The sequence below is a fragment of the Tabrizicola sp. M-4 genome (assembly GCF_051132405.1).
In the GTDB taxonomy this organism is placed as follows: Bacteria; Pseudomonadota; Alphaproteobacteria; order Rhodobacterales; family Rhodobacteraceae; genus Paragemmobacter.
Map to the genome: position 1 here is coordinate 585,436 of NZ_CP128606.1, position 24,912 is coordinate 610,347.

Below are 24,912 nucleotides of genomic sequence, written 5' to 3' on the forward strand. Positions count from 1 at the left end.
TGTCATGTCGCTTGCGGAAGATTTTCTCACCACCGACGATCTTCACCCGATCGACATCGTTGAAACCCTTGCCGAGCATCACGATTGGGAATTCGACCGCGTCACCGATGACCAGATCGCCATGGCGGTGGAAGGGCAGTGGCGGACCTACAGCCTGACCCTTGCCTGGTCCGCGCAGGATGAGACGCTGCGCCTGATCTGCACCTTCGAGATGGAGCCGCCGGAGGCGCGGATGGGTGCGCTTTACGACGTGCTGAACCGCTGCAACGATTTGGTCTGGACCGGGGCCTTCACCTATTGGGAAGAGCAGAAGCTGATGGTCTGGCGGCATGGCCTGCTGCTTTCGGGCGGGCAATATGCGACGGCGGATCAGATCGACCGCCTGATCGGCGCGGCCGTGCAGGCGGCGGAGCGGTTCTATCCGGCCTTCCAGCTTGTCTCTTGGGGCAACCGGGCGCCTGCGGATGCCATGAAGGTCGCCATTGCCGAGGCCTACGGGCGCGCCTAACGTGACCCCCGGTTGATACGGGGGGGCGCGATGGCGTTGGAGCGGGTTGCCCAAGACGGGCTGGTACTTCTGGGATGCGGAAAGATGGGGACGGCCCTGCTGACGGGCTGGCTGGGCGCGGGCGTGCCTGCGGCTTCGGTCTGGGTGATCGAACCCAACCCGTCGGATTGGCTGCGGGGCAGTGGCGTTCATCTGAATGACGGTGTGCCGGGGGCACCTGCCGTGGCGCTCTTGGCGGTGAAACCGCAGATGATGGGGGCGGCATTGCCGGTGCTACAGGCCTTGGGCAATGGCGGCACCCTGTTTCTGTCCATCGCGGCGGGCACCACGATCGCGGCCTTCGAGGCGGCGCTGGGACACCGCACGCCCATCGTGCGCACCATGCCGAACACGCCCGCGATGGTGAACCGGGGGATCACCGCGCTGTGCCGCAATGCCCATGTGTCGGACGAGGGCATGGCGCTGGCCGTGGCCCTGATGGCGGCGGTGGGCGAGACGGTCATCCTTGACGGCGAGCATCAGATCGACGCCGTGACCGCGGTTTCCGGATCAGGCCCCGCCTATGTGTTCCATCTGATCGAGGCGATGGCGGCGGCGGGCGAGGCGGAGGGGCTGTCGCCGGAGGTTGCCATGCAACTGGCCCGCGCCACGGTTTGCGGGGCGGGGGAACTGGCGCATCGTTCGGCGGACAGCGCGGCGCAATTGCGCATCAACGTCACCTCGCCGGGTGGCACGACGGCGGCGGCGCTGGCTGTCCTGATGCCGGAACTGCCGGGGTTGATGGCGCGGGCGGTGAAGGCGGCGGCCGAGCGTGGGCGGGAGTTGGGCAAGTGACGATCACCTATGACGACTTCCAGAAGGTCGATATCCGCGTGGGCCGTGTCGTGCGGGCGGAACCCTATCCCGAGGCGCGCAAGCCCGCGATCAAGCTCTGGGTCGATTTCGGGCCGGAGATTGGCGAGAAACGCTCTTCCGCACAGCTCACGCGGCACTATACCCCGGAGGGGCTGGTCGGGCGTCTGGTGATGGGGGTGGTGAATTTCCCGCCCCGCCAGATCGGCAAGGTCATGTCCGAGGTGCTGGTGCTGGGCGTTCCGGATGCAGAGGGGGAGGTGGTCCTGCTGCAGCCGGATCAGGACGTGCCGCCTGGGGGGAGGATGTTCTGATGAAACTGCTGATCACGCGGCGGATGCCCGCGCGGGTGCTGGCCGCCGCAGAGGCGCGGTTCGACGTGACCTCGCGCGCCGAAGAGGCGCGGGTCTTGACGGCCGAGGAGTTGCGCGCCGCCCTGCGCGATTTCGACGCGGTGATGCCCACGCTGGGTGACCGCTTCTCGGCCGAGGTCTTTGCCGATGTTCCCGGCCCGCGGTGCAGGCTGCTTGCGAATTTCGGGGTGGGCTACAACCATATCGACGTGGAGGCGGCCGCGAGGGCGGGCGTCGCCGTGAGCAACACGCCCGGCGCGGTGACGGATGCCACGGCGGATATCGCGCTGTCGCTGATCCTGATGACGGCGCGGCGGCTGGGCGAGGGGGAGCGCATCCTGCGCGCGGGGAACTGGGTCGGCTGGGGGCCGACGCAGATGCTGGGCACCCATGTCAGCGGCAAGTCGGTGGGGATCATCGGCATGGGGCGCATCGGCAAGGCCATCGCGCGGCGCTGCCATTACGGGTTCGGGATGGAGGTGGTGTTCCACAACCGGTCGCCCGTGGCAGATGCGGGGATCCCTGCGCGGCAGGTGGCCATGGCCGAGGCGATGGCGCAGGATTTCGTCGTGGTCGCCGTGCCCGGGGGAAAGGCCACCCATCACCTGATCGACGCTGCGGCCTTAGCGGCGATGAAGCCCACGGGCATCTTCGTCAACATCGCGCGGGGCGATGTGGTGGACGAGGCGGCGCTGATCGCCACGCTGGCCGCGGGGCGTATCGCCGGGGCGGGCTTGGATGTCTATGAGTTCGAGCCGAAGGTTCCGGCGGAATTGATGGCGATGGAGAACGTGACGCTGCTGCCCCATCTGGGGACGGCGGCGCTGGAGGTGCGCGAGAACATGGGGATGATGGCGGTCGAGAACCTCATCGCCCATCTGGAGGGGCGCGATCTTCCCAACCGGGTGAACTGATGCCGGGGGGCGATTTCTGCACACAGAAATCGCAACGGAAAATGGGTTCATTTTCCGACGCGGAATTTGTGTCCAAATTCCGCTGTTGCGGAGGGTGGCGGTGATCGTTTCGCGCGGGCGCGGCTATGTCTTCGTCCATATCCCCAAGACTGGGGGCACCGCGCTGACGCTCGCGCTGGAGGCGCGGGCGATGAAGGACGACATCCTGATCGGCGACACGCCCAAGGCGCGGGCGCGGCGGGGGCGGCTGAAGGACCTGCCCGCCAAGGGGCGGCTGTGGAAACATTCCACGCTGGCCGATTTGGACGGGGTGCTGGGGGCGGAAGAGCTGGACAGGATGTTCCTTGTCACGCTGATCCGCAATCCATGGGACCGGATGGTCAGCTATTACCATTGGCTGCGCGGACAGGATTTCGATCATCCCGCCGTCACGCTGGCCAAGGCGATGGGCTTTTCGGATTTTCTGGCCCATCCCCACACGGCGGCCGCCTTTGCGGCATGGCCCTATCCCGCCTATCTGCGCGATGTGCAGGGGCGGGAGCGCCCCGCACTTTACGCAAGGCTGGAACGGCTGGAGGAGGATCTGGTCCCGTTCGAGACACATCTCGGGTTCCGGCTGACGCCGCTTGCCCCGGCCAATGCGTCGAAAAGGGCGCGGGATTGGCGCGGATACTACAGCGATGCGGATGCCCAGCGGCTGGCCACGATCTGTGCGGCGGATATTGCGCGTTTCGGTTACGGATTCGACCCCGATCCGGTCTGAGCCGGGCGCGGCCTCTGCAAGAACCGTTCCACATCCTGACACAATCCGGCGCGGCCTTGCCCGTCTTTCGCCCTTTCGGCGACAAACGACTCGGTCATCTGTCCTGCTGTCGATCCAAGAAGACGGGGCAGGTCCGGTGGTTCAATCGAATGTTGCAGCACAGGATGGGGCAGGGGTCCCGGCCATTCTGGTGGACGGATTGCCTGCATCGCAGGTCCTTGCCACGGCGGATGGCTGGGTGGAGGCGGGCGATCTGGAGCCCGGCGACGGCGTCCTGACCTATGAGAACGGCGTGCTGCCCCTGCGGGCGGTGAACCGGTCGGCGCAGGCGGCCTGGGTGCCTCCGGTGTTCTGGCCCGTCCATCTTCCGTCGGGGATCATGGGCAATGCCCATCCGGTCGAACTGCTGCCCGCGCAGATGGTGATGCTGGAATGCGATCTGGCCGAAGATTACTTCGGCGAGCCCTGCGTGATGGTGCCGTCGCTGGCGCTTGTCGGCTGGAACGGGGCCAAGCGTCTGCCGCCGCGCGAGGTGGAACTGGTGCATCTGCATTTCGACCATCCGCAGGTCGTCTTTGCCGGGCCGAGCCTGCTGCTGGGGTGTGGCGGTACAGGGAATGCCGCCGCGAACATGTTCCGCGGCGGGGATCTTCTGACGCTTGGCCTGCGCGAGGCGCGGATGCTGGTCGCGGGCCTGATCGCCGAGGGACGCCGCGCCGCGCTGGATGCCGCGATGGCGGCGGCGGCGGCGGGCAGCCGTGGGCCTCAGGCGGCCTTCGTTCCCGAACTCAGGGCGTAGAACCCTTCGCCCTTTGCCGCCATGTCGCGCAGCATCTTCGGGGCCGTGAAGCGCGCGCCATGGGCTGCGGTGAGGTGGTCGCAGATCTCCACCGCCCGCGCCGCCCCGATGATGTCGAGCCATGAGAAGGGGCCGCCCGACCACGGTGAGAAGCCCCAGCCGAGGATCGCGCCCACATCGCCTTCGCGGATATCGGTCAGGACACCGTCCTCCAACGCACGGACAGCCTCCAGAACCTGCGCCATCAGAAGGCGGTGCTGGACGGTGGTCAGGTCGGGTTGTTCCGCGGCGGTGGGGTATTGGGTGGAAAGGCCGTCCCAGAGGCCCTCGCGTTTTCCGGTGGCGTCGTAGCTGTAGAAGCCAGCGTTGGATTTCTTGCCCATGCGGCCCTTGTCGGCCATCCAGAACAGCACCTCGTCCACCGCGCCGTCGGGGTAGGCGTCGCCCATCGCGGCGCGGGTTGCCTTGGCGATCTTCACCCCGAGGTCGATGGAGGTTTCATCGACCAGTTGCAGGGGGCCGAGCGGCATGCCGACGAGTTTGGCGGCGTTCTCCACCAGCGCGGGTTCGACGCCTTCGGCGACCATGCGGATCCCTTCGTTGATATAGGGGATGATGCAGCGGTTGGCGTAGAAGAAGCGGGCGTCGTTGACGACGATGGGCGTCTTCCTGATCTGGCGGACGTAGTCGAGCGCCTTGGCGACGGCGGTGTCGGAGGTGTCCTTGCCGCGGATGATCTCCACCAGGTTCATCTTGTCCACGGGGGAGAAGAAGTGGATGCCGATGAAGTTGGCGGGTCTTGCGCTGGCTTTCGACAGCGAGGTGATGGGGAGGGTGGAGGTGTTGGTGGCGAAGATGGTGTCGGGGCCGGTGGCGGCGTCAACCTTTGCGGTGACGTCAGCTTTGACCTTGGGGTCTTCGAAGACGGCTTCGACGATCAGGTCGCAGCCATTGAGCGCGGCGTAGTCGGTGGTTGCGGTGATGCGGGCGAGGGTTTCGTCCTTCTTCGCCTGCGTGACCTTGCCGCGCTTCATCCCCTTGTCGAGGAGGTCGGCGGAGTGGGACTTGCCCCTGTCGGCGGCCTCTTGCGAGGCGTCGATCAGGACGACGTCGATGCCTGCATTGGCGGAGACATAGGCGATGCCCGCGCCCATCATGCCTGCGCCGATGACGCCGAGTTTGCGGACGGTCTGGTCGGCCACCTTGGGGCGGTTCGCGCCTTTCTCCAGCGCCTCCTTGTTGATGAAGAGGCTTCGGATCATGGCCGAGGAGGAGGGGTTCATCAGGACGGAGGTGAACCAGCGCGCCTCGATCTTGAGCGCGGTGTCGAAGGGGACGAGCGCGCCTTCATAGGCGGCGGAGAGGAGGGCGCGGGCGGCGGGGTAGACGCCCATCGTCTTGCCCATGATCATGGCAGAGGCGCCGACGAAGGTCATGAAGCCTGCGGGGTGGTAGGGGGCGCCGCCGGGCATCTTGTAGCCCTTGTCGTCCCAAGGTTTGACGAGGTCGGCGTCTTTCGCGGTCAGCACCCATTCCTTGGCGCGGGCCAGCAGGTCTTCGGGCGCGACGACTTCGTCCACCAGCCCTGCGGCCTTGGCGGATTTCGGGTCGGAGAGCTTGCCTTCCAGCAGGAAGGGCGCGGCCATCATGGCGCCGAGTTTGCGGACGAGGCGGGTGGTGCCGCCCGCGCCGGGGAAGATGCCGACCATGATTTCCGGCAGGCCGATCTTTGCCTTCGAGTTGTCGGCGGCGATGATGCGGTGGCAGGAGAGGGGCAGTTCGTAGCCGATCCCGAGGGCCGTGCCGGGGAGGGCGGCGACGATGGGCTTGCCGCCCTTCTTCGTCTTGGGGTCCATGCCCGCGCGTTCGATCTTGCGCAGGACGTGGTGCATCTGCATGACGCCGTCGAAGATCGCCTGCGCGCCGCCCGCCCGCATCTGGGCGATGACGTTGAGGTCCATGCCTCCGGCGAAGTCCTTCTTTCCGGAGGTCAGGATCACGCCCTTGACGGCGGGGTCGGCGAGGGCCTTGTCGATCAGGCTGTCCAGCAGTTCGAAGCCTGCGGTGGACATGACGTTCATGGACTTCGCCTTGACGTCCCAGGTGATGGTGGCGACGCCGTCTGCGTCCACGGCATAGGTGAAGTCGGTCATTTGCTGTCTCCGTAAGGGGTGCCGTCGCGGTGGAGGTAGCGGCGCGCGGGGCCGTCCTTTTCCGTGATCAGGTCGTGGTCGGTGTAATGGATGCGGTCTGTCTGGCGGCGGGTGCCGATGACGAGATAGCGGGCGGGTTGGTCGCCGCGGTTGTCGAGGCGGTGGCCCACGGGGTGGCCTGCGGGCCATGCGGCGACGTCGCCTGCTTGGAGCGGGGACTCAGAGTCTTCGACGAGGGTGAGGTGGCCTGTCAGCAGGATCACCATTTCGTCCTCGTTCTCATGCCAGTGGCGGTGGCCGGAGCGGGAGCCGGGGCGGAGTTCTTCGAGGAAGCAGCCGAATTGGGTGAGGCCGCCGGGGTCGGAGAGGAGTTGGTAGCTGTATTCGCCCGGACCGGGGCCGAGGATGGGGTGGGTGGGGTTCTCGGTCGCCCATGCGGGCGGGGTGAGTTTGCGGTTGGCGCGGCCCTGCGGTGATTGCATGGCAGGCGGTGTGTCGGTGGGGGTGTAGGGCGTGCCGTCCTTGCGGGTGAAGGTGGCGCTGCGGCCTTCGATGGTGACGACGAGGTCGACGTCGGAATAGGTGCCGACTTCGCGCGGGGCCTTGGTGCCGATCACCAGGAATTCGGCGGGCGCGTCGCTGCGGTTGACGAAGTGATGGCCGTCGGTGCTGCCCGCCGGAAAGGCGGCGCAGTCGCCGGGGTGCATGGGTTCGGCGCCTGCGTCGGTGATCATGGTCAGAACGCCCTTGGTGACCATGACGAATTCGTCCTCCATCGCGTGCCAGTGGCGGAGGGAGGAGAGCGCCCCCGGTTCCAGCGTGACGAGGTTGACGCCGAAATGGGTCAGGCCCCCGGCCTCGCCCAGCCGCAGGGAGCTGCGGCCCGCCATCATCGCCGCGAAGGGCGCGGGGTAGATGGAGCCGGTCTTGACCGGGACGGTGGCGAGGTCGAGCTTGGGCATCACACACGCTCGATGATGGTGGCGGCGCCCATGCCGGAGGCGATGCAGAGCGTGGCGAGGCCGGTGGATTTGCCGGTGCGTTCGAGTTCATCGAGCAGGGTGCCGATGATGATGGCGCCGGTTGCCCCCAGCGGGTGGCCCATGGCGATGGAGCCGCCGTTGGGGTTCACCTTGGCCGGGTCCACCTCGAAGGCCTGCATGAAGCGCAGGACGACGGAGGCGAAGGCCTCGTTCACTTCGAAGAGGTCGATGTCGGCGATGGACATGCCGGAGTCGCGGAGGATCTTTTCCGTCACCGGGACGGGACCCGTCAGCATGATGGTGGGATCAGTGCCGATCTTGGCCGTGGCGCGGATGCGGGCGCGGGGTTTGAGGCCGTGCGCGCGGCCGAACTCGGCATTGCCGATGAGGATGGCGGCGGCGCCATCCACGATGCCGGAGGAGTTGCCGGCGTGGTGGATGTGTTCGATGCGTTCGAGATGGGGGTATTTCATCAGCGCCAGCTTGTCGAAGCCGGGCATCGCCTCGCCCATTTCCTTGAAGCTGGGTTTCAGCGCGCCGAGGGCCTGCATGTCGGTCCCCGGTCGCATGTATTCGTCATGGGCGAGGATGGTCAGGCCGTTCTGGTCCTTCACGGGCACGACGGAATTGGCGAAGCGGCCTGCCTTCCACGCCTCCGCCGCGCGGCGCTGGGATTCGACGGCCAGCGCGTCGGCCTGATCGCGGGTGAAGCCGTATTCGGTGGCGATGATGTCCGCGCTGATCCCTTGCGGGACGAAGTAGGTCTTCATGGCGAGCGAAGGGTCCACGGCGATGGCCGCGCCGTCGCTGCCCATCGCCACACGCCCCATCATCTCCACCCCGCCCGCGATATAGGCGCTGCCCGCGCCCCCCTTCACCTGATTGGCGGCGAGGTTCACGGCTTCCATGCCCGACGCGCAGAAGCGGTTGATGGCGAGGCCGGGGATGGACTGGTCGAGGCCGGAGGCGAGGACGGCGGAGCGGGCGAGGCAGCCGCCCTGTTCGCCGACCTGCGTGACGTTGCCCCAGATGACGTCTTCGACCGCGTGGCCCGACAGGCCGTTGCGTTCCGCAAGCGCGTCGAGGATGCGGGCGGAGAGGGTGACGGAGGTCACCTCGTGCAAGGCGCCGTCGGGGCGGCCCTTGCCGCGGGGGGTGCGGATGGCGTCGTAGATATAGGCGTCGGTCATCGTCGTCTCCTTCATGCCCGCTCAGAGGGGTTGCCGGGCATCATGTCGTAGGGGTGTTTCCAGCCGGGCAGGGCGGCGATGCCGTCGAGCCAGCGCGAGATATGGGGCCAGTCCTTGCGGTCGAAGCCGAAGGGTTCGGGGTAGTAGAGGTAGGAACAGCAGGACAGGTCAGCGATGGTGGGGGCATCCCCCACGATCCAGTCGCGCGCGGCGAGGTGGTCATCCAGCACCCTGTAGGCCGCTTTCAGCCGCCCCTGCAGGAAAGGGATCACCCCTTCGGGCCGCTTTTCAGGGGGGAGGAAATTGGCAAGGAACCGGCAGGTTCCCACTTGCGTGGAAAGCTTGTGATTGTCCCAGAACAGCCAGCGCAGCACCTCGCGCCGCTCTGCTGCCGCCCGCCCGCCCAGTTGGCCGGTCTTGGAACTGATGTAGTCGAGGATCACGCCGGACTGCGAAAGCGTCACCTCGCCATCCACCAGCACCGGAACCTCTCCCATCGGGTTGAGGGCACGGAAGGCCTCGCCCCGCGCCTCGCCCCCGAAGAAATCTACGAAGACAGGCTCCCATTCCAACCCCGTCAGAGTCAGGGCCAGCGCACATTTGTAGGCGTTCCCGCTTTCACCGAAACAATAAAGCTTCATTCCCATCCGTTCCTCCCGGCCCCACCACCCGGGGGCTTCACCCCCGGACCCCGAGGGTATTTGGACCAAGACGAAGCAACGCTTTCTTCATCTTTGCCCGTCATCCTTTCCGCGCGGTACAGGCTGGGGAGCCGATGACCGCCCGGGACGAAGCGCCGCATCCTGCCCCGAGGATAGCCAAGCCGTAGGCCCAGGATGCGGCGTGCGGTCCTGTCTTCGTCTCGGCCCAAATACCCCCTTCCTCCCTTTCCGCCCGCTCTACCGCTTCCTGTCGTCCAGTTCCGAATTGAACAGGCGCAGGCGGTGGGTCAGGTTGTCCTTGTCCGTCACGCTGTCGAAATTCTCGAACAGGAAAGAGAGCGCCTCGCCTTCGTCCAACCCGGCCTCCTGCGCAAAGCGTTTCAGCTTGCGATAGCCGTCTTCGGTCATGGCGACCGGGAAGCGGCGGGTCAGGCGGAAACGTTTGGGCATCTCTCTCTCCAGCGCTGGGGTCGGGGCGCGAATTTTCGCAGAAAATTCGTCCGCGCCCCGAAAGCTTAGAACGCCTCCGCGCGCAGCGCCATCACCGGCTCCGCCCCGCTTTCGATCCGCGCCAGATGCAGCGCGCAAGCGGGCAATTGACGGGCCATGTAATAGCGGCCCGTGGCGATCTTGGCCTCGTAGAAGTCGCGGTCCGCCGCGCCCGCATCAAGGGCGGCATAGGCCGCCTTGGCCATCTTCGCCCACATCAGCCCAAGGCAGACATGGCCCATCAGATGCATGAAATCATAGCTGCCCGACAGCGCGGCATTCGGGTTCTTCATGCCATTCTGCATGAAATACATCCCCGCCCCCTGCATCGCCTTCGACGCCGCCTTCAGCGGATCAAGGAACCCAGCCTTCAGCCGATCATCCCCTTCGTTCTCCTTCAGGAACCCCTTCACGATCTCGAAGAAGGCCATGACATGCTTGCCGCCATCCGCCGCCAGTTTCCGTGCGACAAGGTCGAGCGCCTGAATCCCGTTCGCACCCTCGTAGATCATGGCGATCCGGGCATCGCGGGCGAATTGGGACATGCCCCATTCCTCGATATAGCCATGCCCGCCATAGACCTGCTGCGCAGCCACCGCGACATCGAAGCCCTTGTCGGTCTGGAAGCCCTTGATGACAGGGGTGAGCAGGGAAATCAGCCCCTCCGCCCCCGCATCTCCCGTGCGATGCGCCCGGTCGATCAGCGACGCGCCCCAGAAGGTGAAGGCGCGGGCCCCTTCGACGAAGCTCTTCTGATCCATCAGGTTGCGGCGGATGTCGGGATGCACGATCAGCGGATCGGCCGGTCCTTCCGGGTTCTTCACCCCTGTCACGTCGCGGCCCTGCAACCGGTCCTTCGCATAGGCCAGCGCGTTCTGATAGGCGGCCTCGGCCACCGCATAGCCCTGCACGCCCACACCGATGCGTGCCTCGTTCATCATGGTGAACATGGCGCGCATGCCCTTGTGCAACTCGCCCAGCAGATAGCCGGTCGCGCCGTCATAGTTCATCACGCAGGTGGCATTTCCGTGAATGCCCATCTTCTCTTCGATCTTGCCGACCGACAGCGCATTGCGCTGCCCCAGCGACCCGTCGGCATTCACAAGGAACTTCGGCACGATGAACAGAGAGATGCCCTTCGTCCCCTCACCCCCGCCCGGCGCCTTGGCCAGTACGAGGTGGATGATGTTTTCGGCCATGTCATGTTCCCCGGCCGAGATGAAGATCTTCTGCCCGGTGATGCGATAGCTGCCATCCGCCTGCGGTTCGGCCTTCGTGCGCATCAGGCCCAGATCCGTGCCGCAATGCGGTTCGGTCAGGTTCATCGTCCCGGTCCAGTCGCAGGACACCATCTTGGGCAGATAGGTCGCCTTCTGCTCCGCTGTGCCATGCGCGTGGATCGCCGAATAGGCGCCATGGGTCAGGCCCTGATACATGTTCAGCGCCATGTTCGCCGCGACGAAGATCTCGCCCACCGCCGTGCCCATCACATAGGGCAGGCCCTGCCCGCCGTATTCGGGGTCGCAGTCCAGCGCCGTCCAGCCGCCTTCCTTCAACTGCTCGAAGGCCGCCTTGAACCCGGTGGGCGTGCGCACCACGCCATTCTCCAGACGGCAGCCTTCGCGGTCCCCCACCGCATTCAGCGGGGCCAGTACGTCCGAGGCGAGCTTGCCCGCCTCTTCCAGAACGGCGGCGGTGAAGCCTGCATCCAGATCGGCATAGCCCGGAATGTCGGAGGCCGAGACCTGCAGCACGTCGTGCAGCACGAACTGCATGTCCTTCACGGGGGCGGTATAGCTGGGCATCGTCTCTCTCCTCCTTATTCGGCGGCCTTGCGGAAGGCGGCAAGGACGCCGGCCCCCCAGTCCATCTGTTCCTTCAATTCGGCAATCGCCTCGTCCAGTTCGGCGCGTTGGCGTTCCATCTGGGCCAGCCGCTCTGCCGCCACCTCATAGGTGCGGCGCAACTGCGCCTCCTGCTGGCGTCCCTCGCGGTCGTACATGTCCAGAAGCTGGCGGATATCCTCCAGCGAGAAGCCGAACCGCTTGCCGCGCAGGATCAGCTTCAGCCGCGCGCGGTCGCGATAGGTGTAAAGCCGGGCGGTCCCCCGGCGGAGCGGGGCCAGCAATTCCTTCGCCTCATAGAAACGCAGGGTGCGCGGGGTCACATCGAAGGCCTCGCACATCTCGCGGATCGTCAGAAGTTCGTCCTTGGCATTCATTCAGGCACCTGTCTGGCAGCGTGTGATGCACGGAATCTGGTGGCGTTGCCGAACCTTACCAGAGAAGTTGACGTGAACGTAAACGTAACGTGGCGTCACGGATCGGGGCCGCGTCGCGTCACGGAACAGCCATGCAAAAAGCCCGCCAACTTGGGCGGGCCTGCGAAGGCGGGGATGAAACGGGCCGTCAGTCGACGCTGAGGACGGCAGTCGCCGGGGCCGAGGACAGGCTGCCCTCCGGCGCAAGGATCAGGGCCAGCGCCGCCAGATAGACCACGAGGAAAAGCATCAAGGCGCCGTAACCGCGTGGTCCTTTGCTGCGAAGCAGATGGTGCATCGGGAATCGCCCTGACATTCAAACACACCCAAACTCTACCACGTTAATCGTGAATTGTCCTTCCCTTCTCGCGCCCCTGCGTGGGACCGCATCCCGCGGTGGCACTATTCGGAAGGAAGTTTTGCCAGTTCCTCGCGCGCGGTTTCGCGCAGGGCCTGCAGGTCGGCACGCGCGGCCTGCAGATCCTCGATCTGCCGTTCCAGCGCGCCCAATTGGCGATCGGCCAGTTGCAGCCATGCCTCAAGCTGGGTGCGCGTCCCCTTCTGGCGATAGATCAGCAGCCACTGCCGGATCTCCTCCAGAGAAAAGCCGAAACGGCGGCCGCGCAGGATCAGCGTCATGCGCGCCACTTCGCGCGGGCCGTAGAAACGGGCGCGGCCCTCCTTCTCGGGCTGAAGCAGTTCGATGTATTCGTAATAGCGCAGCGTGCGCGGCGTCACGTCGAACTTCGCGCACATCTCCTTGAAGCTGAGGCGGGTGTCGGACATCGCATTTCTCCTCGCGCGGAAGCATAGGACGAAGGGGGCATCGGCGCAACGCGTGACGCCGGGGAAGCGGGCCTTGGCCACGGGGCAGGGGTTGCGCTTTCTGGGCGGGGCGCGGTTAATGGGGGTCGATGAGGTTTGGCAATGACTGACGTTACGGCACAGGATGTGGTCGCGCTGGCGCGGCGGTTCATCGAGGCGATCCCCCATTCCCGCGCGCTGGGGATGCGTCTGGAAAGCCTTGGCGCGGGGCAGGTGGTGATGTCCATGCCCTATGACGCGCGTTTCGTCGGCGATCCGGCCACGGGCGTGCTGCATGGCGGGGCCGTCTCGGCGCTGATGGATACGGCCAGCGGGGCGGCGGTGATGTGCCACCCGGCGGCGCCCGTCTCGACCGCGACGCTGGACCTGCGGATCGACTATTTCCGCGCGGCCACGCCGGGGCAGGCGATCACCGCGCGGGCGGAGTGCTATCATGTCACCCGCTCCGTCGCCTTCGTGCGTGTGACCGCCACGGACGAGGACGGCTCGCGCCCCGTGGCTGCGGCGACGGGGGCCTTCACGCTGGATCGTCCTAAGGGTGTGAAATGACCCGCGCGAAACCCGAACCCGTGCAGGTCGTGAAACAGCGCCGCGACGCCGCGTTGAAGGCGCTGCTGTCGGGCGTGCCCTATATCCAGTATCTGGGCATCCAGTTCGACCGCAGGGGGGATGAACTGACGGCGATCCTGCCCTTCGACGAAAAGCTGATCGGCAACCCCGCGCTGCCCGCGCTGCATGGCGGGGTGACGGCGGCCTTCCTTGAAGTGGCGGCGATCATCGAACTGTCATGGTCGATCCTGTGGGAAGAGATGGAGGCAGGGCAACTCGACCCCGCCGCCATCGCGGACATGCCGCTGCGCCTGCCGAAGACCATCGATTTCACAGTGGATTACCTGCGCACCGGCCTTCCCCGCGATGCCTATGCCCGGGCGCGGGTGAACCGGTCGGGCCGCCGCTATGCATCGGTGCATGTGGAGGCATGGCAAGACAACCGCGCGCGTCTCTTCGCGCAGGGAACCGGACATTTCCTGATGCCGCCTGCGCCGGGGGAACCAGCGGAATAGGCGCGCTGCACATCCGGGCCGGGCCTATAGTCCCGATAGGCATCTTCTATTTCACCATGACACCGTTTCAGGCTCAATTGCGGCTGGGCAGGGATGCGGATGGTGGCGCATGGGTCAGGCGATTTCATTTCCCCTTTTCGTTCCGGCGGACAGACCGGACCGAGTGGTGAAGGCTGCGGCCAGCGGGGTCGATGCCGTTCTGGCCGATCTGGAGGATGCGGTTGCGCGTGACCGAAAGGCAGAGGCACGGGCCGCGCTTCTTGCCGTCGTGTCAGACCTCGCGCCAGCCACGACCCTCTGCCTGCGGATCAATGCCGAAGGCGACCCCGAACATGCGGCGGATCTGGATCTTGCTTGCCGCCTGCCCCTGACGGCCCTCGTCCTGCCGAAGGCCGAGTCCGCGTCGGCGGTGGCCCGTCTTCGCGAAAGGACAGGCCTGCCCGTGATCGCGCTTGTCGAAACCGCGAAAGGGCTGGGCCGCGTCGAGGAGATTGCCTCGGAAAGCCAGCAACTCGCCTTCGGTTCCATCGACTTCGCCGCCGATCTGGGGACCGCGCACAGCCCGATGGCGCTGTTGCATGCCCGGTCACGGATCGTGCTGGCCGCGCGCCTTGCCGGGATCGCCGCACCGCTGGACGGGGTCACGACGGCGGTGAACGATGCCGAACAGTTGCGGCGCGACTGCGCCCACGCGGTGGAGATGGGCTTCGGCGGAAAGCTTTTGATCCATCCGGGTCAGGTCGCTCCGGCTCGCGCGGCCTTTGCCCCCGATGCCGCGACGGTCGATTGGGCGCGGCGGGTGCTGGAAGCAGAGGGGGCCGGCGCGGTGCTGGTGGGAGGCGAGATGGTCGACGCCCCCGTCCTCATGCGGGCGCGGCGGGTGCTGGCGCGGCTCGGGCCGGGTGGCGCCTGACCTTCAGGCCGCCTCATTCCTGCGCCGAGGCCATCTCCGGCGCGCCGAACTCGGCCCGCAGCGCCGCTCCATGTTCATCGATCGCTGGAACCCGCCCGAACAGCGGCAGCCGCCCGTCGACATCGGCCCCCGGTGCCAGCATCCGCACGGGCCCGGTCGGCGTATCGAAGACAACGAAGCGGTTCTGCGGGTGGTTGACCAGATCCTCCATCGTGCTGACGCAGCCATTGGCGATGGCGGCGCCGTCCAGCCGAGAGGCGATCGTGGCCCTGTCGGCCCCGGCGAAGGCCTCTCGGATCACGTCGTCCAGCGCGGGGCGGTTGGCGACACGGTCGGGATTGGTGGCGAAGCGCGGGTCGCGCGCCAGATCGGCATCGTGCAGCACCTCGGCGCAGAACTGCCGCCATTCGCGGTCATTCTGGATGGAGATCAGGATCTCCCGGCCGTCGCCGCAGGGATACACCCCATAGGGCGCGATGGTCGGATGGGCCAAACCGCTGCGCTCGGGCAGCTTTCCGCCATAGTGGTACTGCAGGAAGGGCACGTTCATCCAATCGGCCAGCGCGTGGAAGAGGCTTACGGTAATGTGCCGCCCCCGCCTCGTGCGTTCGCGCGCGAACAGCGCCTGAAGCACGGCCTGATGCGCTGTCATCCCGCAGGCGATGTCGCAGACCGATACGCCGACCCGGGCAGGCCCAAATGCGTTGCCGGTGATCGAGGACAGCCCGCTTTCTGCCTGTACCAGAAGGTCATAGGCTTTCTTGTCGCGATAGGGGCCCGCCTCCCCATAGCCGGTGATCGACACGGTGATCAGACGGGGATGCCTGCGCCGCAGCCCATCCATAGGCATCCCCAACCGCGCCAGCGCGCCGGGGGCGAGATTCTGGATGAAGACATCCGCCTTCGCCACCATACGGCGCAGGATCTCCAGATCCTCGGGTTTTTTCAGGTTCAGGCTGACCGACTCCTTCCCACGGTTCAGCCAGACGAAATAGGCGCTTTCCCCGTGCACGAGGTGGTCATAGCTGCGGGCGAAATCGCCCTCCGGGCGTTCGACCTTGATCACCCGCGCGCCCGCCTCGGCCAGACGACCCGACAGATAGGGTGCGGCGACCGCATGCTCGACCGATACGACCATGATGCCCGACAGATCGGCCATGACTCCTCCCTCTGCACGTCACTGGGTGAAGTTTTGGCCCGAAAGCGGTGGGCGCGATATTCGCGCAGTTTTGGTTGCGCTCAAGGAAAAAGCTATATCGCGGCGGGGGCATGGCTCCGCTAGGGTCACGGCAGTGGCAGCAGCGGGCGGGTGGTCATGGACGGCGGGGCAGTCATCACGGAAGAGGACTTCATCACCAGCGTGGCGGACGCGCTGCAATATGTATCGGCCTATCATTCTCCTGATTTCATCCGCGCCTTGGCGGATGCGCTGGAGGCAGAGGAAAGCCCTGCCGCGCGCGATGCGATCCGGCAGATCCTGATCTCCTCGCGCATGAGCGCGACAGATCACCGCCCGATCTGCCAGGATACGGGCAGCGCCAACATCTTCGTTGAACTGGGGGTGCAGGCCCCGATCCGCTGGACACGCAGCCTGCAGGACCTTTGCGACGAGGCCACGCGCCGCGCCTATCTGGCAGAAGCGAACCCATTGCGCGCTTCGATCGTGGCCGATCCAATCGGCATGCGCAAGAACACCCGCGACAACACCCCTGCCATGGTGCAGGTGGAGGTGGTGGCCGGGGCGCGGGTCGATGTCACCGTTTCCGCCAAGGGTGGCGGGTCCGAGAACAAGACGAAATTCGCCGTCCTGAACCCGTCGGACAGTGTCGCCGACTGGGTGGTGGAAACTGTCGCGAAACTGGGCGCGGGCTGGTGCCCGCCGGGGATGATCGGGCTGGGCATCGGTGGCAGCGTCGACAAGGCCATGGCCATGGCCAAAAAGGTGCTGAACGATCCGCTGGACATCGCGCAACTGCGCGCGCGGGGGGCCACGACGCCAGAGGAACGGCTACGGCTGGAGCTTTACGACCGGTTGAACAAGCTTGGCATCGGGGCGCAGGGGCTTGGCGGCACGGTGACGGTGCTGGATGTGAAAGTGGCGACCTTTCCCACCCATGCGGCAAGCCTGCCGGTCGCCCTGATCCCGAATTGCGCGGCCACCCGGCATGCGCATGTCTCGCTGGATGGTTCCGGCCCCGCGCGGCTCGATCCGCCCGACCTGTCGCTCTGGCCCGATCTGGGCGGTGCGGTTGCCGAAGGCCGGCGCATCGACCTTGACGCGCTTGATCAGCCAACACTCGACAGCCTGCGCCCCGGTGATCGGCTCTTGCTCTCAGGCCGCCTGTTCACCGGGCGCGATGCGGCGCATAAAAGGATGCTGGATTACATCGCGCGGGGAGAGGCGTTGCCGGTGAACCTGCGCGGCCGTGCGATCTATTACGTAGGCCCCGTCGACCCGCTGCCCGGCGAGGTGATCGGCCCGGCAGGCCCCACCACTGCCACAAGGATGGACAAGTTCACCCCCGGCCTTCTGGCTGCCACGGGCCTTAAGCTGATGATCGGCAAGGCCGAGCGCGGGCCCGAGGCGATGCAGGCGATCCGTGAGCATGGCGCGGTCTATGCCGTGGCAGTGGGGGGCGCGGCCTATCTGGTTTCCAAGGCGATCCGCGCCGCGCGTTGCGTGGCCTGGGAAGATCTTGGGATGGAGGCGATCTTTGAATTCGAGGTGCGTGACATGCCCGTGACGGTGGCCGTCGACACGCAGGGGGCCTCGATCCACCGGACAGGGCCGGAAAAGTTCCGCCGCTGAGGGACGGGAGCAGCCCCCAGCGGCGGCAGGATCAGACGCCGTGGTTCGTCACGACAGTCTTGATGTGCGAAAACTCGTGCAGCGCGGCAAAGCCCTTCTCGCGCCCATGCCCGGATTTGCGGATGCCGCCGAAGGGCAGTTCCACCCCGCCGCCCGCGCCGAAGCCGTTCACGAAGACCTGCCCGCAGCGCAGGCGTTTCGCCACGCGCTGCTGTCGCCCGCCATCCCGCGTCCAGACCGAGGCGACAAGGCCGTATTCCGTGCCATTGGCGATGGCGACGGCCTCGGCCTCATCCGTGAAGGGGATCAGGCACAGGACTGGGCCGAACACCTCTTCCTGCGCGATGCGGGCCTTGGGGTCACAGGGGCCGAAGACGACGGGGGCGACATAGCAGCCCTCCTTCGGGGCGTCAGGGTGGATCGTCCCGCGGGCCAGCACGGGCGCATCCGCATTTGCGATATAGCCCTCGACCCGCGCTTTCTGACGCGCGGAAATCACCGGGCCAAGCACCGCGCCCTCGGCGCGGGGATCGCCCGCCGCTATGGCAGCAAATCGCTGCGCGATCTCTGCCGCGATTCTGTCATAGATGCCAGCCTGCACCAGAACCCGCGCCCCCGCCGCGCAGGTCTGGCCCGCATTCTGGATGATGGCATTCACGAGGACAGGCATCGCCGCGTCGAGGTCCGCATCCTCGAACACCAGTTGCGGCGACTTCCCGCCCAGTTCCAGCGTGCAACCGATGAAGTTGCGCGCCGCCGCCGTCTGGACCATCACGCCCACCTCGGGCGATCCGGTAAAGGACAGAAAATCCACCGCAGGATGCGCCGTCAGCGCCGCGCCGGCCACCGCGCCGCGCCCCGTGACCACATTCACCGCGCCGGGCGGAAAGCCCACCTCCATCGCCAATGCCGCGATGCGCAGCACCGTCAGGCAGGCGTCCTCGGCCGGTTTGATCACGATGGCATTGCCCATGGCCAGCGCGGGCGCGACCGATCGGCCGAACATCTGCGCGGGATAGTTCCACGGGATGATGTGCCCGGTCACCCCATGGGGTTCGCGCTGCACCTCGACATTGTAGCCCGCAAGGAAGGGGATCACCTCGCCATGCACCTTGTCCGCAGCGGCACCGTAGAATTCGAAATAGCGCGCCGCGACCGCCATGTCGGCCCGCGCCTGCGAAAGGGGTTTGCCCGTGTCACGCGTTTCCAGACGGGCAAGGGAGTCCGCCTCTTCCGTGATCCGCGCGGAGAGGCGCATCAGCAGCCGCCCGCGCTCCAGCGCCGTGAGGCGGCCCCATTCGCCGCTGTCGAAAGCCGCCCGCGCCGCCGTGACGGCGGCATCCACATCCTCGGCCCCGCTATCGGCGATGCTGGCGAAGACCCGTCCGTCGATCGGCGATACGACATCCAACACCTGCCCCGAAAGCGCCGGTTGCCACCGTCCTCCCATAAGGTTCAGGGCAAGCGGGATCTTCAGGTCGGCAAGGCTGGCGTCTGACGTTGTCATCTTCTGTTCCGCAGGAAAATGGATGGCCCGCAGTCAAGCGTTTCCGTCGCTTATGGGGCAATCCCGAAGATGGCAGGGCCGCTATAGCCCTGCGCTATAGCGCCCGCACCCCCACTGGACGAAAGGTGGTCGGCCTCCCTAGCTTTCCGGCAATGATGCCGCGCGAGTGAGGCCGCCCGTGAACGACATGCAAGGACTGCCCGCGCCCCTTCCGGGCAGGCTGGCGGGGATCGCCCTTCCCGCACCCGTGCCGCTGCCCGCCGCGCGCCCGCCCCGCGCCCCGGCACCCGAGGGTGACAAGAGGGTGGTCGACCTCACGCAGGTGCTGGACCGTTTCGGTCTGCGGGACGGGCAGGTCATCTCGTTCCACCACCATTACCGCAATGGCGAGCGGGTGATCGAACCCGTCCTGCGCGCGGCGCAATCGCGAGGTCTCCGGGGGCTGACGCTGGCGGCGAGTTCCCTTTTCCCCTGCCATGCCGAATTGATCCCTTTCATCGAGGATGGCACCGTCACCCATATCGTGACTGATTACATGCGCGGGCCGCTGGCCGATGCGGTGCAGGCGGGCAGGCTGGCCGGAAAGGCCGTGCTGCAAAGCCATGGCGCAAGGGCGCGGGCCATAGGCTCGGGCGCGCTGATGGTGGATATTGCCTTCGTCGCGGCCCCGCTGGCGCATCCCTGCGGCGACGCGACGGGGCGGGGCGGTCGGCTGGCCTGCGGACCGCTGGGCTATCCGGCGGTCGATGCCGCCCATGCGCGTGCAACGGTGGTTCTTGCCGACGAGATCGCGACCGATCCGCTCCCCCTCGTCGATATTCCCGGTCATCACGTCGACGCCGTCCTGGCCTTTCGCGATCCCGGCGCACCCGAGGGCATCTCCAGTGGATCGACGCTCCCGCTTGACACACCGGCCGCCCGGTCCATCGGCGCGCTGACGGCGCAGGTCATCGCGGCGGCAGGGCTGATGCGGAATGGCATGTCGCTCCAAAGCGGGGCAGGGGGCTATTCGCTGGGGGCGGTCCCGATCATCGGAAAGGCGATGGCCGACGCGGGCCTGCGCGGGGGGTTCCTGTCGGGCGGCATCACCGGGGCGCATGTCGCGCTTCTGGAGGCGGGGCTCTTCGATGAGATCCTCGACGTGCAATGCTTCGATGCTGCGGCGGTCGCCTCATCCATGCGCAATCCGATGCATCGCATGATGACGGCCGCGGAATATGCTTCGCCACTGCATCCGGCTGCCGTGGTGGAGCGGCTGGATGTCATGCTTCTGGGCGCGGTGGAGGTGGACCATGCCTTCAACGTCAATGTGGCCGCCTCGGCCGATGGGCGCATTCTGGGCGGGCCGGGCGGGCATCCCGATACCGCGCAAGGGGCAAAGCTCTCCATCGTGACCACGACGCTGCAAGGGGGCGGGCATCCCAAGATAGTCCCGCAGGTGCGCTGCGTGACGACAGAAGGCTGCGATGTAGATGTGATCGTCACCGATCAGGGTTTTGCCGTGAATCCCCGCCGCCAGGACCTGCGTGATGCGCTGCATGGCCTGTCGGCACAGATGCTTGCCGTCGAGGATCTTGCGCGCATGGCCGCCGAGGGCCTGCCGCATCTCCCGCACGGCATGTCGCGGGCGGGTCACATTATCGTCGAACACCGCCTTGGCCACCGGCTGGATATAATCTGAGACGATCCGCCTAGCGCTGCCCTGCCAGCCATGCCGCGATGTCATCTGCCCCTTTGGTCAGCCCGAAGGGCATTTTCGACCTATGGCCGGGGCCAAGCCGTTCCTCCAGAAATCCGTTCGGACTGGCGATGAAGGCGGCAAGCGACGCCTCATCCCAGACATGCCCCGCACCCCCCAGCGCCAGAAGACCATCGCTGTAGCGATAGCCGGAGACTCCCCCCGCCTGACGCCCGACAATTCCATATAGATCCGGCCCCATAGCCCCGCCGCGCATCACCTTTCGCCCGTCGGGTGCCGTCACCGCATGGCAGGCCGTACAACTCCGGAAGAGTGCCGCGCCCGCATCCGGATCGGCGGCCACAGCCCCCTGCGGGACGCACAGTATAAAAATGAAAAGTCTTTTCATTATCATGGCAGGGGAAATCGGGCCGATCCGCCGGGACCGGCCCGCGATCACTCAGGCGCCTTTGGTGATCATCGCACCCGCGCGCCAGCCGATCATCATCGACGGCGCGTTGGTGTTGGACGTGGTGATATGCGGCATGACCGAGGCATCGGCCACCCGCAGCCCTTCGAGTCCCTGCACCTTCAACTCCGTATCGACCACCTTGCCGATCTGGCAGGTCGAAGTCGGATGGAAGTAGGTATTGACCGAGGCCGACAGGAAGGCGCGCCATTCATCATCGGTCAGATCGCCATCCTTGCCGGGCAGCGACTCCCGCTTGCGGAACTCGGCATAGGCGTCGCTTGCGCCGATCTCGCGGCACAGTTCCGTCGCGGCACGATAGCTTTTCCAGTCCTGCTCTTCGGCCAGATAGTTGCTCTCGATGATCGGGGCCACGCTGATATCGGCCGAGGCAAGCTTGACGTAACCGCGCGACTGCGGCGTGGCGACACCCGACAGGATGCAATAGCCATGCTCGTAATCGATCTTGTGCCCGGTCGACGCAAAGGGAACCGATACATAGAGAGCGATCATGTCAGGCGCGCGCAGGCTGCTGTCCGACCGTTCCCACATATAGACTTCGGAATGGTTGTAATGGCTTACGGGAACCGGCCCCTTCGCCTCGTAGTTCACCCCGGCGCCAAGGATATGGTCCTGAAGGCCCACGCCCACCGGCAGGTCGGCCACCACGTCGATCCCCAATGCCGACAGGTCGGCCGCGATACCCACCCCCGACACCATCAGAAGGCGCGGGCTGTCAATGGCACCGGCCGACAGGATCACCTCGTTCTGTGCGTTCACGGTCACGGGCTGGCCGTTGTGCAGATAGGTAACGCCCGTGCAGCGCGTGCCATCGAAGTTGAGTTTCTGCACCGGCGCATCGGTCAGTACGGTCACATTGCCCGTCTCGACCGCAGGCCGCAGGAAGGCCGTGGCCGAGGATTGGCGGCGCTGATCCTTGATGTTGAAATCGACCCAGGCCTGACCTTCCATCCGGCCCGAGTTTATCGAGGGCGTCTCCTTGTAGCCAAGGGCCGCGCAGGCATCCATGAAGGCCCGCGCGCCCTCGTGCTTGAACTGGTCCTGAGGCTGGCTGATGAACAGCGGGCCAGAGGTGCCCCGGTTCTCACCGCCAAGCTCATAGCTCTCCATCTCGATGAAATAGGGCAGCACATCCTCGAAGGACCAGCCGGTCGCGCCGGCTTCCACCCAGCTTGCGTAATCGCTGCGATGGCCGCGCGCATAGATCATCGCGTTCAGCGCCGAGGTCCCACCCAGCACATTCCCGCGCGGCCACATGTGGTTGCGATTGTCGGTATGGGTGGAGGGCAACGTCTCGAACCACTTCGTCGCATCCGTGCCCAGCGAGGCCGCCCAGAGACGGCTGTCATGCACTTCTTCCAGATCATCGTTGCGCCCGGCCTCCAGCACCAGCACGCGCGCGCCGCTGCGTGCAAGCTGATAGACGCAGGCCGACCCAGCGGAACCCGTTCCGATCACGATGAAGTCGAACTCGCCTTCCGGCGCGGGCGAGGTGGTGCTGGATTGCGCCAGCGCCTTGCCCGACCATGCGGTCGCGAGCGCGCCCGCAAGGCCCGCGGTCACGCCAAGGCTCAGCGCCGTCTGGATGAAACGGCGGCGGCTCAGGCGGCCCCGGTTATAGTCGGCCACGGCGCGTTCCAGCGCACCGTCTCTGGCGGATCTGAAGTAGGACATGTACTCTCCTCCCTGGAATGCGGGGCATCCCCCCGCGTTTCTGCCGATATCTCGGCGATCGAGGGTTCCCGTCGGGCGTGTTTGCCGACCCAACCGGCGGGAACCCGTCAACTCCTTCGCTGGACACCACGCGGCAGTGTCGATGTTCAGATCGTCCTTCCTCCATCCACCTCGTGGATCACGCCCGTGATGAAGGACGCCTCGTCAGAGGCGAGGTAGAGGGCGGCATTCGCCATGTCCTCCGGCTCGCAAAGCCGCCCCAGCGGGATGGTGGAGATGAAACGCGCGCGGTTCTCGGGCGTGTCCGGCACGCCCATGAAGGTTTCCAGCAAGGCCGTGGCACCCATCACCGGGGCCAGCCCGCAGACGCGGATGCGGTCGGGGGCAAGCTCCACCGCCAGCGTCTTCGTCATCATGTTCACCGCGCCCTTGGAACTGTTGTACCAGCTCAGCCCCGGTCGCGGCCGGATGCCGGCGGTCGAGCCCACATTGATCATCACCCCGCCGCCCTTTGCGCGCCAATGCGGGACGATGGCCTTGGTCATGTGGAAGATGCTGTCGACATTGATCGCATAGACCTTGCGGAAGGTGTCGTAATCCACCTCCATCAGCGGCTGGTTGCGATGGCTCCAACCGGCATTGTTGATCAGGATGTCCACTCCGCCCATGCCGTCGATGGCGGCCCGGACGGCTTCGGAAACCTGATCCGCCTGCGACACGTCGCATTGCACCGCCATGGCCTGCGCGCCGATCCCCTCCGCCACGGCCCGGGCTCCATCGATGTTCAGATCGACGATGGCGACCTTTGCCCCCTCCCGCGCAAAGCGCTCTGCTATGGCACGGCCAAAGCCGGATGCCGCGCCCGTCACGATGGCGGTCTTGCCTGCAAGTCTCATGGTGATCTTCCCTCCGCCCCCGTGGCCGCCAAGGCTGCTTGGGGGATTTCCCTTCGCCCAAGCCTAGCGGGTGGCGGCGAATACCGACAATACGGCCTGCGGGAATGGGGGATATAAAGCCGCTATATAGCGGCCAGCATTGGCCGGTCCTCGGGCGATCCCGCCTCGCGGTGACCGCGCCAGATGTTGCGTCGCACCAGATCGTCCACCACTTCCAGCGTCAACCGCTCCACCTCGGCGGCGGCGCGGGTGCGCGCCCGTTCCGGGTTGCGCACAAGGTGGATGGGCCGGGTGATGACCGGTTCCACGATCCGCGACGAGACGAGTTCGCCGCGCTCCTCGAAATCATGTGCGGCGGCGGGGGCGAGGATGGTGAAGGCGCTCCCCCGTGCGACCAGCGACTTGATCTGCGACAGGCTGTCCATCTCCACCGCATAGGTCAGCGCAAGGCCCGCATCCTTGCAGGCCTTGTCGATCAGCATCCGCAGCCCGTGCGACTTCGACGGTGCCACGAATTCCAGTTCCCCCAGCGCCGTCAGCGGCACATCCTGCCCCGGCGGGGTGGACAGCGGCCAGAGATCGGGCGGGGCATAGAAATGCAGATCCTCGTAAAGCAATGTCGTCACCTCGACATTCTTCAACCCGACCGTGTCATACAGCAGGGCCATGTCGATGGATTGTTCTTCCAGCCATTCCTTGATGAATCCGCTCATGGCATCCACGGCGCGCAACTGGATTTCCGGAAAGGTCAGCCGCACCGTCTCGGCCAGCGGCACCGAAAGCACCATCGAGGCAGAGGAGGGCAGGCCAAAGACAACCCGTCCCGAGGGCTTCTCCCCCGCCTCGCGCACTTCCTGCTTGGCGATCTCGATGGCGGTCAGGATACGCTCTGCATGGCGCAGCAGCACCTCTCCCGCCTGCGTCAGTACCACCCCGCGCGTGGATCGTACCAGAAGTTCCGTCCCCAGCCTTGTCTCAAGGCTCTTCACCTGGATGGACAGCGACGGCTGCGTGATACCCAGCGCCTCGGCCGCCGCGGCCAGCGACTTCTTCTCGGCGATCTTGACGAAAAACTTCAACTGCTTGGCATCCATGACGCCCTACCCCCCACGCCGTCGATCAAAAGGCGA

Annotated in this window: 25 protein-coding genes; 11 read left to right on the top strand and 14 right to left on the bottom strand. The window is 66.2% G+C overall.

Going from position 1 to position 24,912, the window contains the following annotated elements; all coding sequences use genetic code 11:
* Positions 1-4: 4 nt before the first annotated feature.
* The 6 genes from TabM4_RS02940 to TabM4_RS02965 all read left to right on the top strand — a co-directional run bounded on the left by TabM4_RS02940 (position 5) and on the right by TabM4_RS02965 (position 4,189).
* A complete protein-coding gene (locus tag TabM4_RS02940) occupies positions 5-508 on the top strand; it encodes a YbjN domain-containing protein (protein ID WP_434618179.1) in 504 nt (167 codons plus the stop codon).
* 30 nt (positions 509-538) lie between these two features.
* Complete coding sequence (gene proC, locus TabM4_RS02945; protein ID WP_434618182.1) at positions 539-1,342, top strand: pyrroline-5-carboxylate reductase; 804 nt, start codon at positions 539-541, stop codon at positions 1,340-1,342.
* Positions 1,339-1,674: a tRNA-binding protein gene (locus TabM4_RS02950; protein WP_434618184.1), complete on the top strand. Its 336-nt coding sequence runs from the start codon at positions 1,339-1,341 to the stop codon at positions 1,672-1,674. Before proC ends, TabM4_RS02950 begins: the two co-directional genes overlap by 4 nt.
* A complete protein-coding gene (locus tag TabM4_RS02955; RefSeq protein ID WP_434618187.1) occupies positions 1,674-2,627 on the top strand; it encodes a 2-hydroxyacid dehydrogenase in 954 nt (317 codons plus the stop codon). The genes TabM4_RS02950 and TabM4_RS02955 overlap by 1 nt, the downstream gene beginning before the upstream one ends.
* 100 nt (positions 2,628-2,727) lie before the next feature.
* Positions 2,728-3,390: a sulfotransferase family 2 domain-containing protein gene (locus TabM4_RS02960; protein WP_434621904.1), complete on the top strand. Its 663-nt coding sequence runs from the start codon at positions 2,728-2,730 to the stop codon at positions 3,388-3,390.
* A 136-nt stretch (positions 3,391-3,526) separates the two neighbouring features.
* Complete coding sequence (locus tag TabM4_RS02965; RefSeq protein ID WP_434618190.1) at positions 3,527-4,189, top strand: Hint domain-containing protein; 663 nt, start codon at positions 3,527-3,529, stop codon at positions 4,187-4,189.
* On the opposite strand, the gene TabM4_RS02970 is transcribed toward TabM4_RS02965, so the two are convergent.
* The 8 genes from TabM4_RS02970 to TabM4_RS03005 form a co-directional block, all read right to left on the bottom strand.
* A complete protein-coding gene (locus TabM4_RS02970) occupies positions 4,156-6,342 on the bottom strand; it encodes a 3-hydroxyacyl-CoA dehydrogenase NAD-binding domain-containing protein (RefSeq protein ID WP_434618193.1) in 2,187 nt (728 codons plus the stop codon). The two genes, TabM4_RS02965 and TabM4_RS02970, sit on opposite strands and share 34 nt — an antisense overlap.
* Positions 6,339-7,304: a cupin domain-containing protein gene (locus TabM4_RS02975; protein ID WP_434618196.1), complete on the bottom strand. Its 966-nt coding sequence runs from the start codon at positions 7,302-7,304 to the stop codon at positions 6,339-6,341. Before TabM4_RS02975 ends, TabM4_RS02970 begins: the two co-directional genes overlap by 4 nt.
* The gene (locus tag TabM4_RS02980) at positions 7,304-8,515 is read right to left on the bottom strand and encodes an acetyl-CoA C-acetyltransferase (protein WP_434618198.1); all 1,212 of its coding nucleotides are present in this window, start codon (positions 8,513-8,515) and stop codon (positions 7,304-7,306) included. Before TabM4_RS02980 ends, TabM4_RS02975 begins: the two co-directional genes overlap by 1 nt.
* Before the next feature lie 11 nt (positions 8,516-8,526).
* Entirely contained in the window at positions 8,527-9,162 is a 636-nt protein-coding gene (locus tag TabM4_RS02985; protein WP_434618201.1) for a glutathione S-transferase family protein, read from the bottom strand.
* A gap of 252 nt (positions 9,163-9,414) precedes the next feature.
* A complete protein-coding gene (locus tag TabM4_RS02990) occupies positions 9,415-9,627 on the bottom strand; it encodes a hypothetical protein (RefSeq protein WP_101919038.1) in 213 nt (70 codons plus the stop codon).
* Positions 9,628-9,692: 65 nt separating this feature from the next.
* Positions 9,693-11,471: an acyl-CoA dehydrogenase C-terminal domain-containing protein gene (locus TabM4_RS02995; RefSeq protein WP_434618204.1), complete on the bottom strand. Its 1,779-nt coding sequence runs from the start codon at positions 11,469-11,471 to the stop codon at positions 9,693-9,695.
* A 14-nt stretch (positions 11,472-11,485) separates the two neighbouring features.
* Entirely contained in the window at positions 11,486-11,887 is a 402-nt protein-coding gene (locus TabM4_RS03000; protein ID WP_434618207.1) for a MerR family transcriptional regulator, read from the bottom strand.
* 441 nt (positions 11,888-12,328) lie between these two features.
* Positions 12,329-12,712, bottom strand: coding sequence for a MerR family transcriptional regulator (locus TabM4_RS03005; protein ID WP_434618210.1), 384 nt, complete (start codon positions 12,710-12,712; stop codon positions 12,329-12,331).
* A 141-nt stretch (positions 12,713-12,853) separates the two neighbouring features.
* On the opposite strand from TabM4_RS03005, the gene TabM4_RS03010 reads away from it, so the two are divergent.
* The 3 genes from TabM4_RS03010 (at position 12,854) to TabM4_RS03020 (ending at position 14,728) form a co-directional block, all read left to right on the top strand.
* Positions 12,854-13,300 (top strand): PaaI family thioesterase, encoded by a 447-nt coding sequence (locus TabM4_RS03010; protein ID WP_434618213.1) that lies wholly within the window; start codon positions 12,854-12,856, stop codon positions 13,298-13,300.
* Positions 13,297-13,815 carry a PaaI family thioesterase gene (locus TabM4_RS03015; RefSeq protein ID WP_434618216.1) on the top strand — a complete coding sequence of 173 codons (519 nt, stop codon included), beginning with the start codon at positions 13,297-13,299 and terminating at the stop codon, positions 13,813-13,815. Before TabM4_RS03010 ends, TabM4_RS03015 begins: the two co-directional genes overlap by 4 nt.
* A 109-nt stretch (positions 13,816-13,924) precedes the next feature.
* Positions 13,925-14,728: an HpcH/HpaI aldolase/citrate lyase family protein gene (locus TabM4_RS03020; protein WP_434618219.1), complete on the top strand. Its 804-nt coding sequence runs from the start codon at positions 13,925-13,927 to the stop codon at positions 14,726-14,728.
* 13 nt (positions 14,729-14,741) lie between these two features.
* Here the strand turns inward: TabM4_RS03020 and TabM4_RS03025 are convergent, their stop codons facing one another.
* A complete protein-coding gene (locus TabM4_RS03025) occupies positions 14,742-15,887 on the bottom strand; it encodes a CaiB/BaiF CoA transferase family protein (protein ID WP_434618222.1) in 1,146 nt (381 codons plus the stop codon).
* 156 nt (positions 15,888-16,043) lie between these two features.
* On the opposite strand from TabM4_RS03025, the gene TabM4_RS03030 reads away from it, so the two are divergent.
* Positions 16,044-17,537, top strand: coding sequence for a fumarate hydratase (locus TabM4_RS03030; RefSeq protein WP_434618225.1), 1,494 nt, complete (start codon positions 16,044-16,046; stop codon positions 17,535-17,537).
* Between the two features lie 31 nt (positions 17,538-17,568).
* Here TabM4_RS03030 and TabM4_RS03035 read toward each other — a convergent pair whose 3' ends face one another.
* Positions 17,569-19,044, bottom strand: coding sequence for an aldehyde dehydrogenase family protein (locus TabM4_RS03035; RefSeq protein ID WP_434618228.1), 1,476 nt, complete (start codon positions 19,042-19,044; stop codon positions 17,569-17,571).
* A gap of 187 nt (positions 19,045-19,231) precedes the next feature.
* On the opposite strand from TabM4_RS03035, the gene TabM4_RS03040 reads away from it, so the two are divergent.
* A complete protein-coding gene (locus tag TabM4_RS03040) occupies positions 19,232-20,725 on the top strand; it encodes a citrate lyase subunit alpha (protein WP_434621906.1) in 1,494 nt (497 codons plus the stop codon).
* 10 nt (positions 20,726-20,735) lie between these two features.
* On the opposite strand, the gene TabM4_RS03045 is transcribed toward TabM4_RS03040, so the two are convergent.
* From TabM4_RS03045 to TabM4_RS03060, 4 genes are all read right to left on the bottom strand, one after another.
* Positions 20,736-21,086: a c-type cytochrome gene (locus TabM4_RS03045; protein WP_434618231.1), complete on the bottom strand. Its 351-nt coding sequence runs from the start codon at positions 21,084-21,086 to the stop codon at positions 20,736-20,738.
* A 96-nt stretch (positions 21,087-21,182) separates the two neighbouring features.
* Positions 21,183-22,886 carry a GMC family oxidoreductase gene (locus TabM4_RS03050; RefSeq protein WP_434618234.1) on the bottom strand — a complete coding sequence of 568 codons (1,704 nt, stop codon included), beginning with the start codon at positions 22,884-22,886 and terminating at the stop codon, positions 21,183-21,185.
* Positions 22,887-23,032: 146 nt separating this feature from the next.
* Complete coding sequence (locus TabM4_RS03055; RefSeq protein WP_434618236.1) at positions 23,033-23,782, bottom strand: SDR family oxidoreductase; 750 nt, start codon at positions 23,780-23,782, stop codon at positions 23,033-23,035.
* 122 nt (positions 23,783-23,904) lie between these two features.
* Positions 23,905-24,876 (bottom strand): LysR family transcriptional regulator, encoded by a 972-nt coding sequence (locus tag TabM4_RS03060; protein ID WP_434618239.1) that lies wholly within the window; start codon positions 24,874-24,876, stop codon positions 23,905-23,907.
* Positions 24,877-24,912 lie beyond the last annotated feature (36 nt).

Excerpts from the sequence above, each read along its gene's own strand:
- TabM4_RS02940 (WP_434618179.1), top strand. The coding sequence starts at position 5 with ATGTCGCTTGCGGAAGATTTTCTCACCACCGACGATCTTCACCCGATC.
- proC (WP_434618182.1), top strand. The coding sequence starts at position 539 with ATGGCGTTGGAGCGGGTTGCCCAAGACGGGCTGGTACTTCTGGGATGC.
- TabM4_RS02955 (WP_434618187.1), top strand. The coding sequence starts at position 1,674 with ATGAAACTGCTGATCACGCGGCGGATGCCCGCGCGGGTGCTGGCCGCC.
- TabM4_RS02970 (WP_434618193.1), bottom strand. The coding sequence starts at position 6,342 with ATGACCGACTTCACCTATGCCGTGGACGCAGACGGCGTCGCCACCATC.
- TabM4_RS02975 (WP_434618196.1), bottom strand. The coding sequence starts at position 7,304 with ATGCCCAAGCTCGACCTCGCCACCGTCCCGGTCAAGACCGGCTCCATC.
- TabM4_RS02980 (WP_434618198.1), bottom strand. The coding sequence starts at position 8,515 with ATGACCGACGCCTATATCTACGACGCCATCCGCACCCCCCGCGGCAAG.
- TabM4_RS02985 (WP_434618201.1), bottom strand. The coding sequence starts at position 9,162 with ATGGGAATGAAGCTTTATTGTTTCGGTGAAAGCGGGAACGCCTACAAA.
- TabM4_RS02990 (WP_101919038.1), bottom strand. The coding sequence starts at position 9,627 with ATGCCCAAACGTTTCCGCCTGACCCGCCGCTTCCCGGTCGCCATGACC.
- TabM4_RS02995 (WP_434618204.1), bottom strand. The coding sequence starts at position 11,471 with ATGCCCAGCTATACCGCCCCCGTGAAGGACATGCAGTTCGTGCTGCAC.
- TabM4_RS03000 (WP_434618207.1), bottom strand. The coding sequence starts at position 11,887 with ATGAATGCCAAGGACGAACTTCTGACGATCCGCGAGATGTGCGAGGCC.
- TabM4_RS03005 (WP_434618210.1), bottom strand. The coding sequence starts at position 12,712 with ATGTCCGACACCCGCCTCAGCTTCAAGGAGATGTGCGCGAAGTTCGAC.
- TabM4_RS03010 (WP_434618213.1), top strand. The coding sequence starts at position 12,854 with ATGACTGACGTTACGGCACAGGATGTGGTCGCGCTGGCGCGGCGGTTC.
- TabM4_RS03015 (WP_434618216.1), top strand. The coding sequence starts at position 13,297 with ATGACCCGCGCGAAACCCGAACCCGTGCAGGTCGTGAAACAGCGCCGC.
- TabM4_RS03020 (WP_434618219.1), top strand. The coding sequence starts at position 13,925 with ATGGGTCAGGCGATTTCATTTCCCCTTTTCGTTCCGGCGGACAGACCG.
- TabM4_RS03025 (WP_434618222.1), bottom strand. The coding sequence starts at position 15,887 with ATGGCCGATCTGTCGGGCATCATGGTCGTATCGGTCGAGCATGCGGTC.
- TabM4_RS03030 (WP_434618225.1), top strand. The coding sequence starts at position 16,044 with ATGGACGGCGGGGCAGTCATCACGGAAGAGGACTTCATCACCAGCGTG.
- TabM4_RS03035 (WP_434618228.1), bottom strand. The coding sequence starts at position 19,044 with ATGACAACGTCAGACGCCAGCCTTGCCGACCTGAAGATCCCGCTTGCC.
- TabM4_RS03040 (WP_434621906.1), top strand. The coding sequence starts at position 19,232 with ATGCAAGGACTGCCCGCGCCCCTTCCGGGCAGGCTGGCGGGGATCGCC.
- TabM4_RS03050 (WP_434618234.1), bottom strand. The coding sequence starts at position 22,886 with ATGTCCTACTTCAGATCCGCCAGAGACGGTGCGCTGGAACGCGCCGTG.
- TabM4_RS03055 (WP_434618236.1), bottom strand. The coding sequence starts at position 23,782 with ATGAGACTTGCAGGCAAGACCGCCATCGTGACGGGCGCGGCATCCGGC.
- TabM4_RS03060 (WP_434618239.1), bottom strand. The coding sequence starts at position 24,876 with ATGGATGCCAAGCAGTTGAAGTTTTTCGTCAAGATCGCCGAGAAGAAG.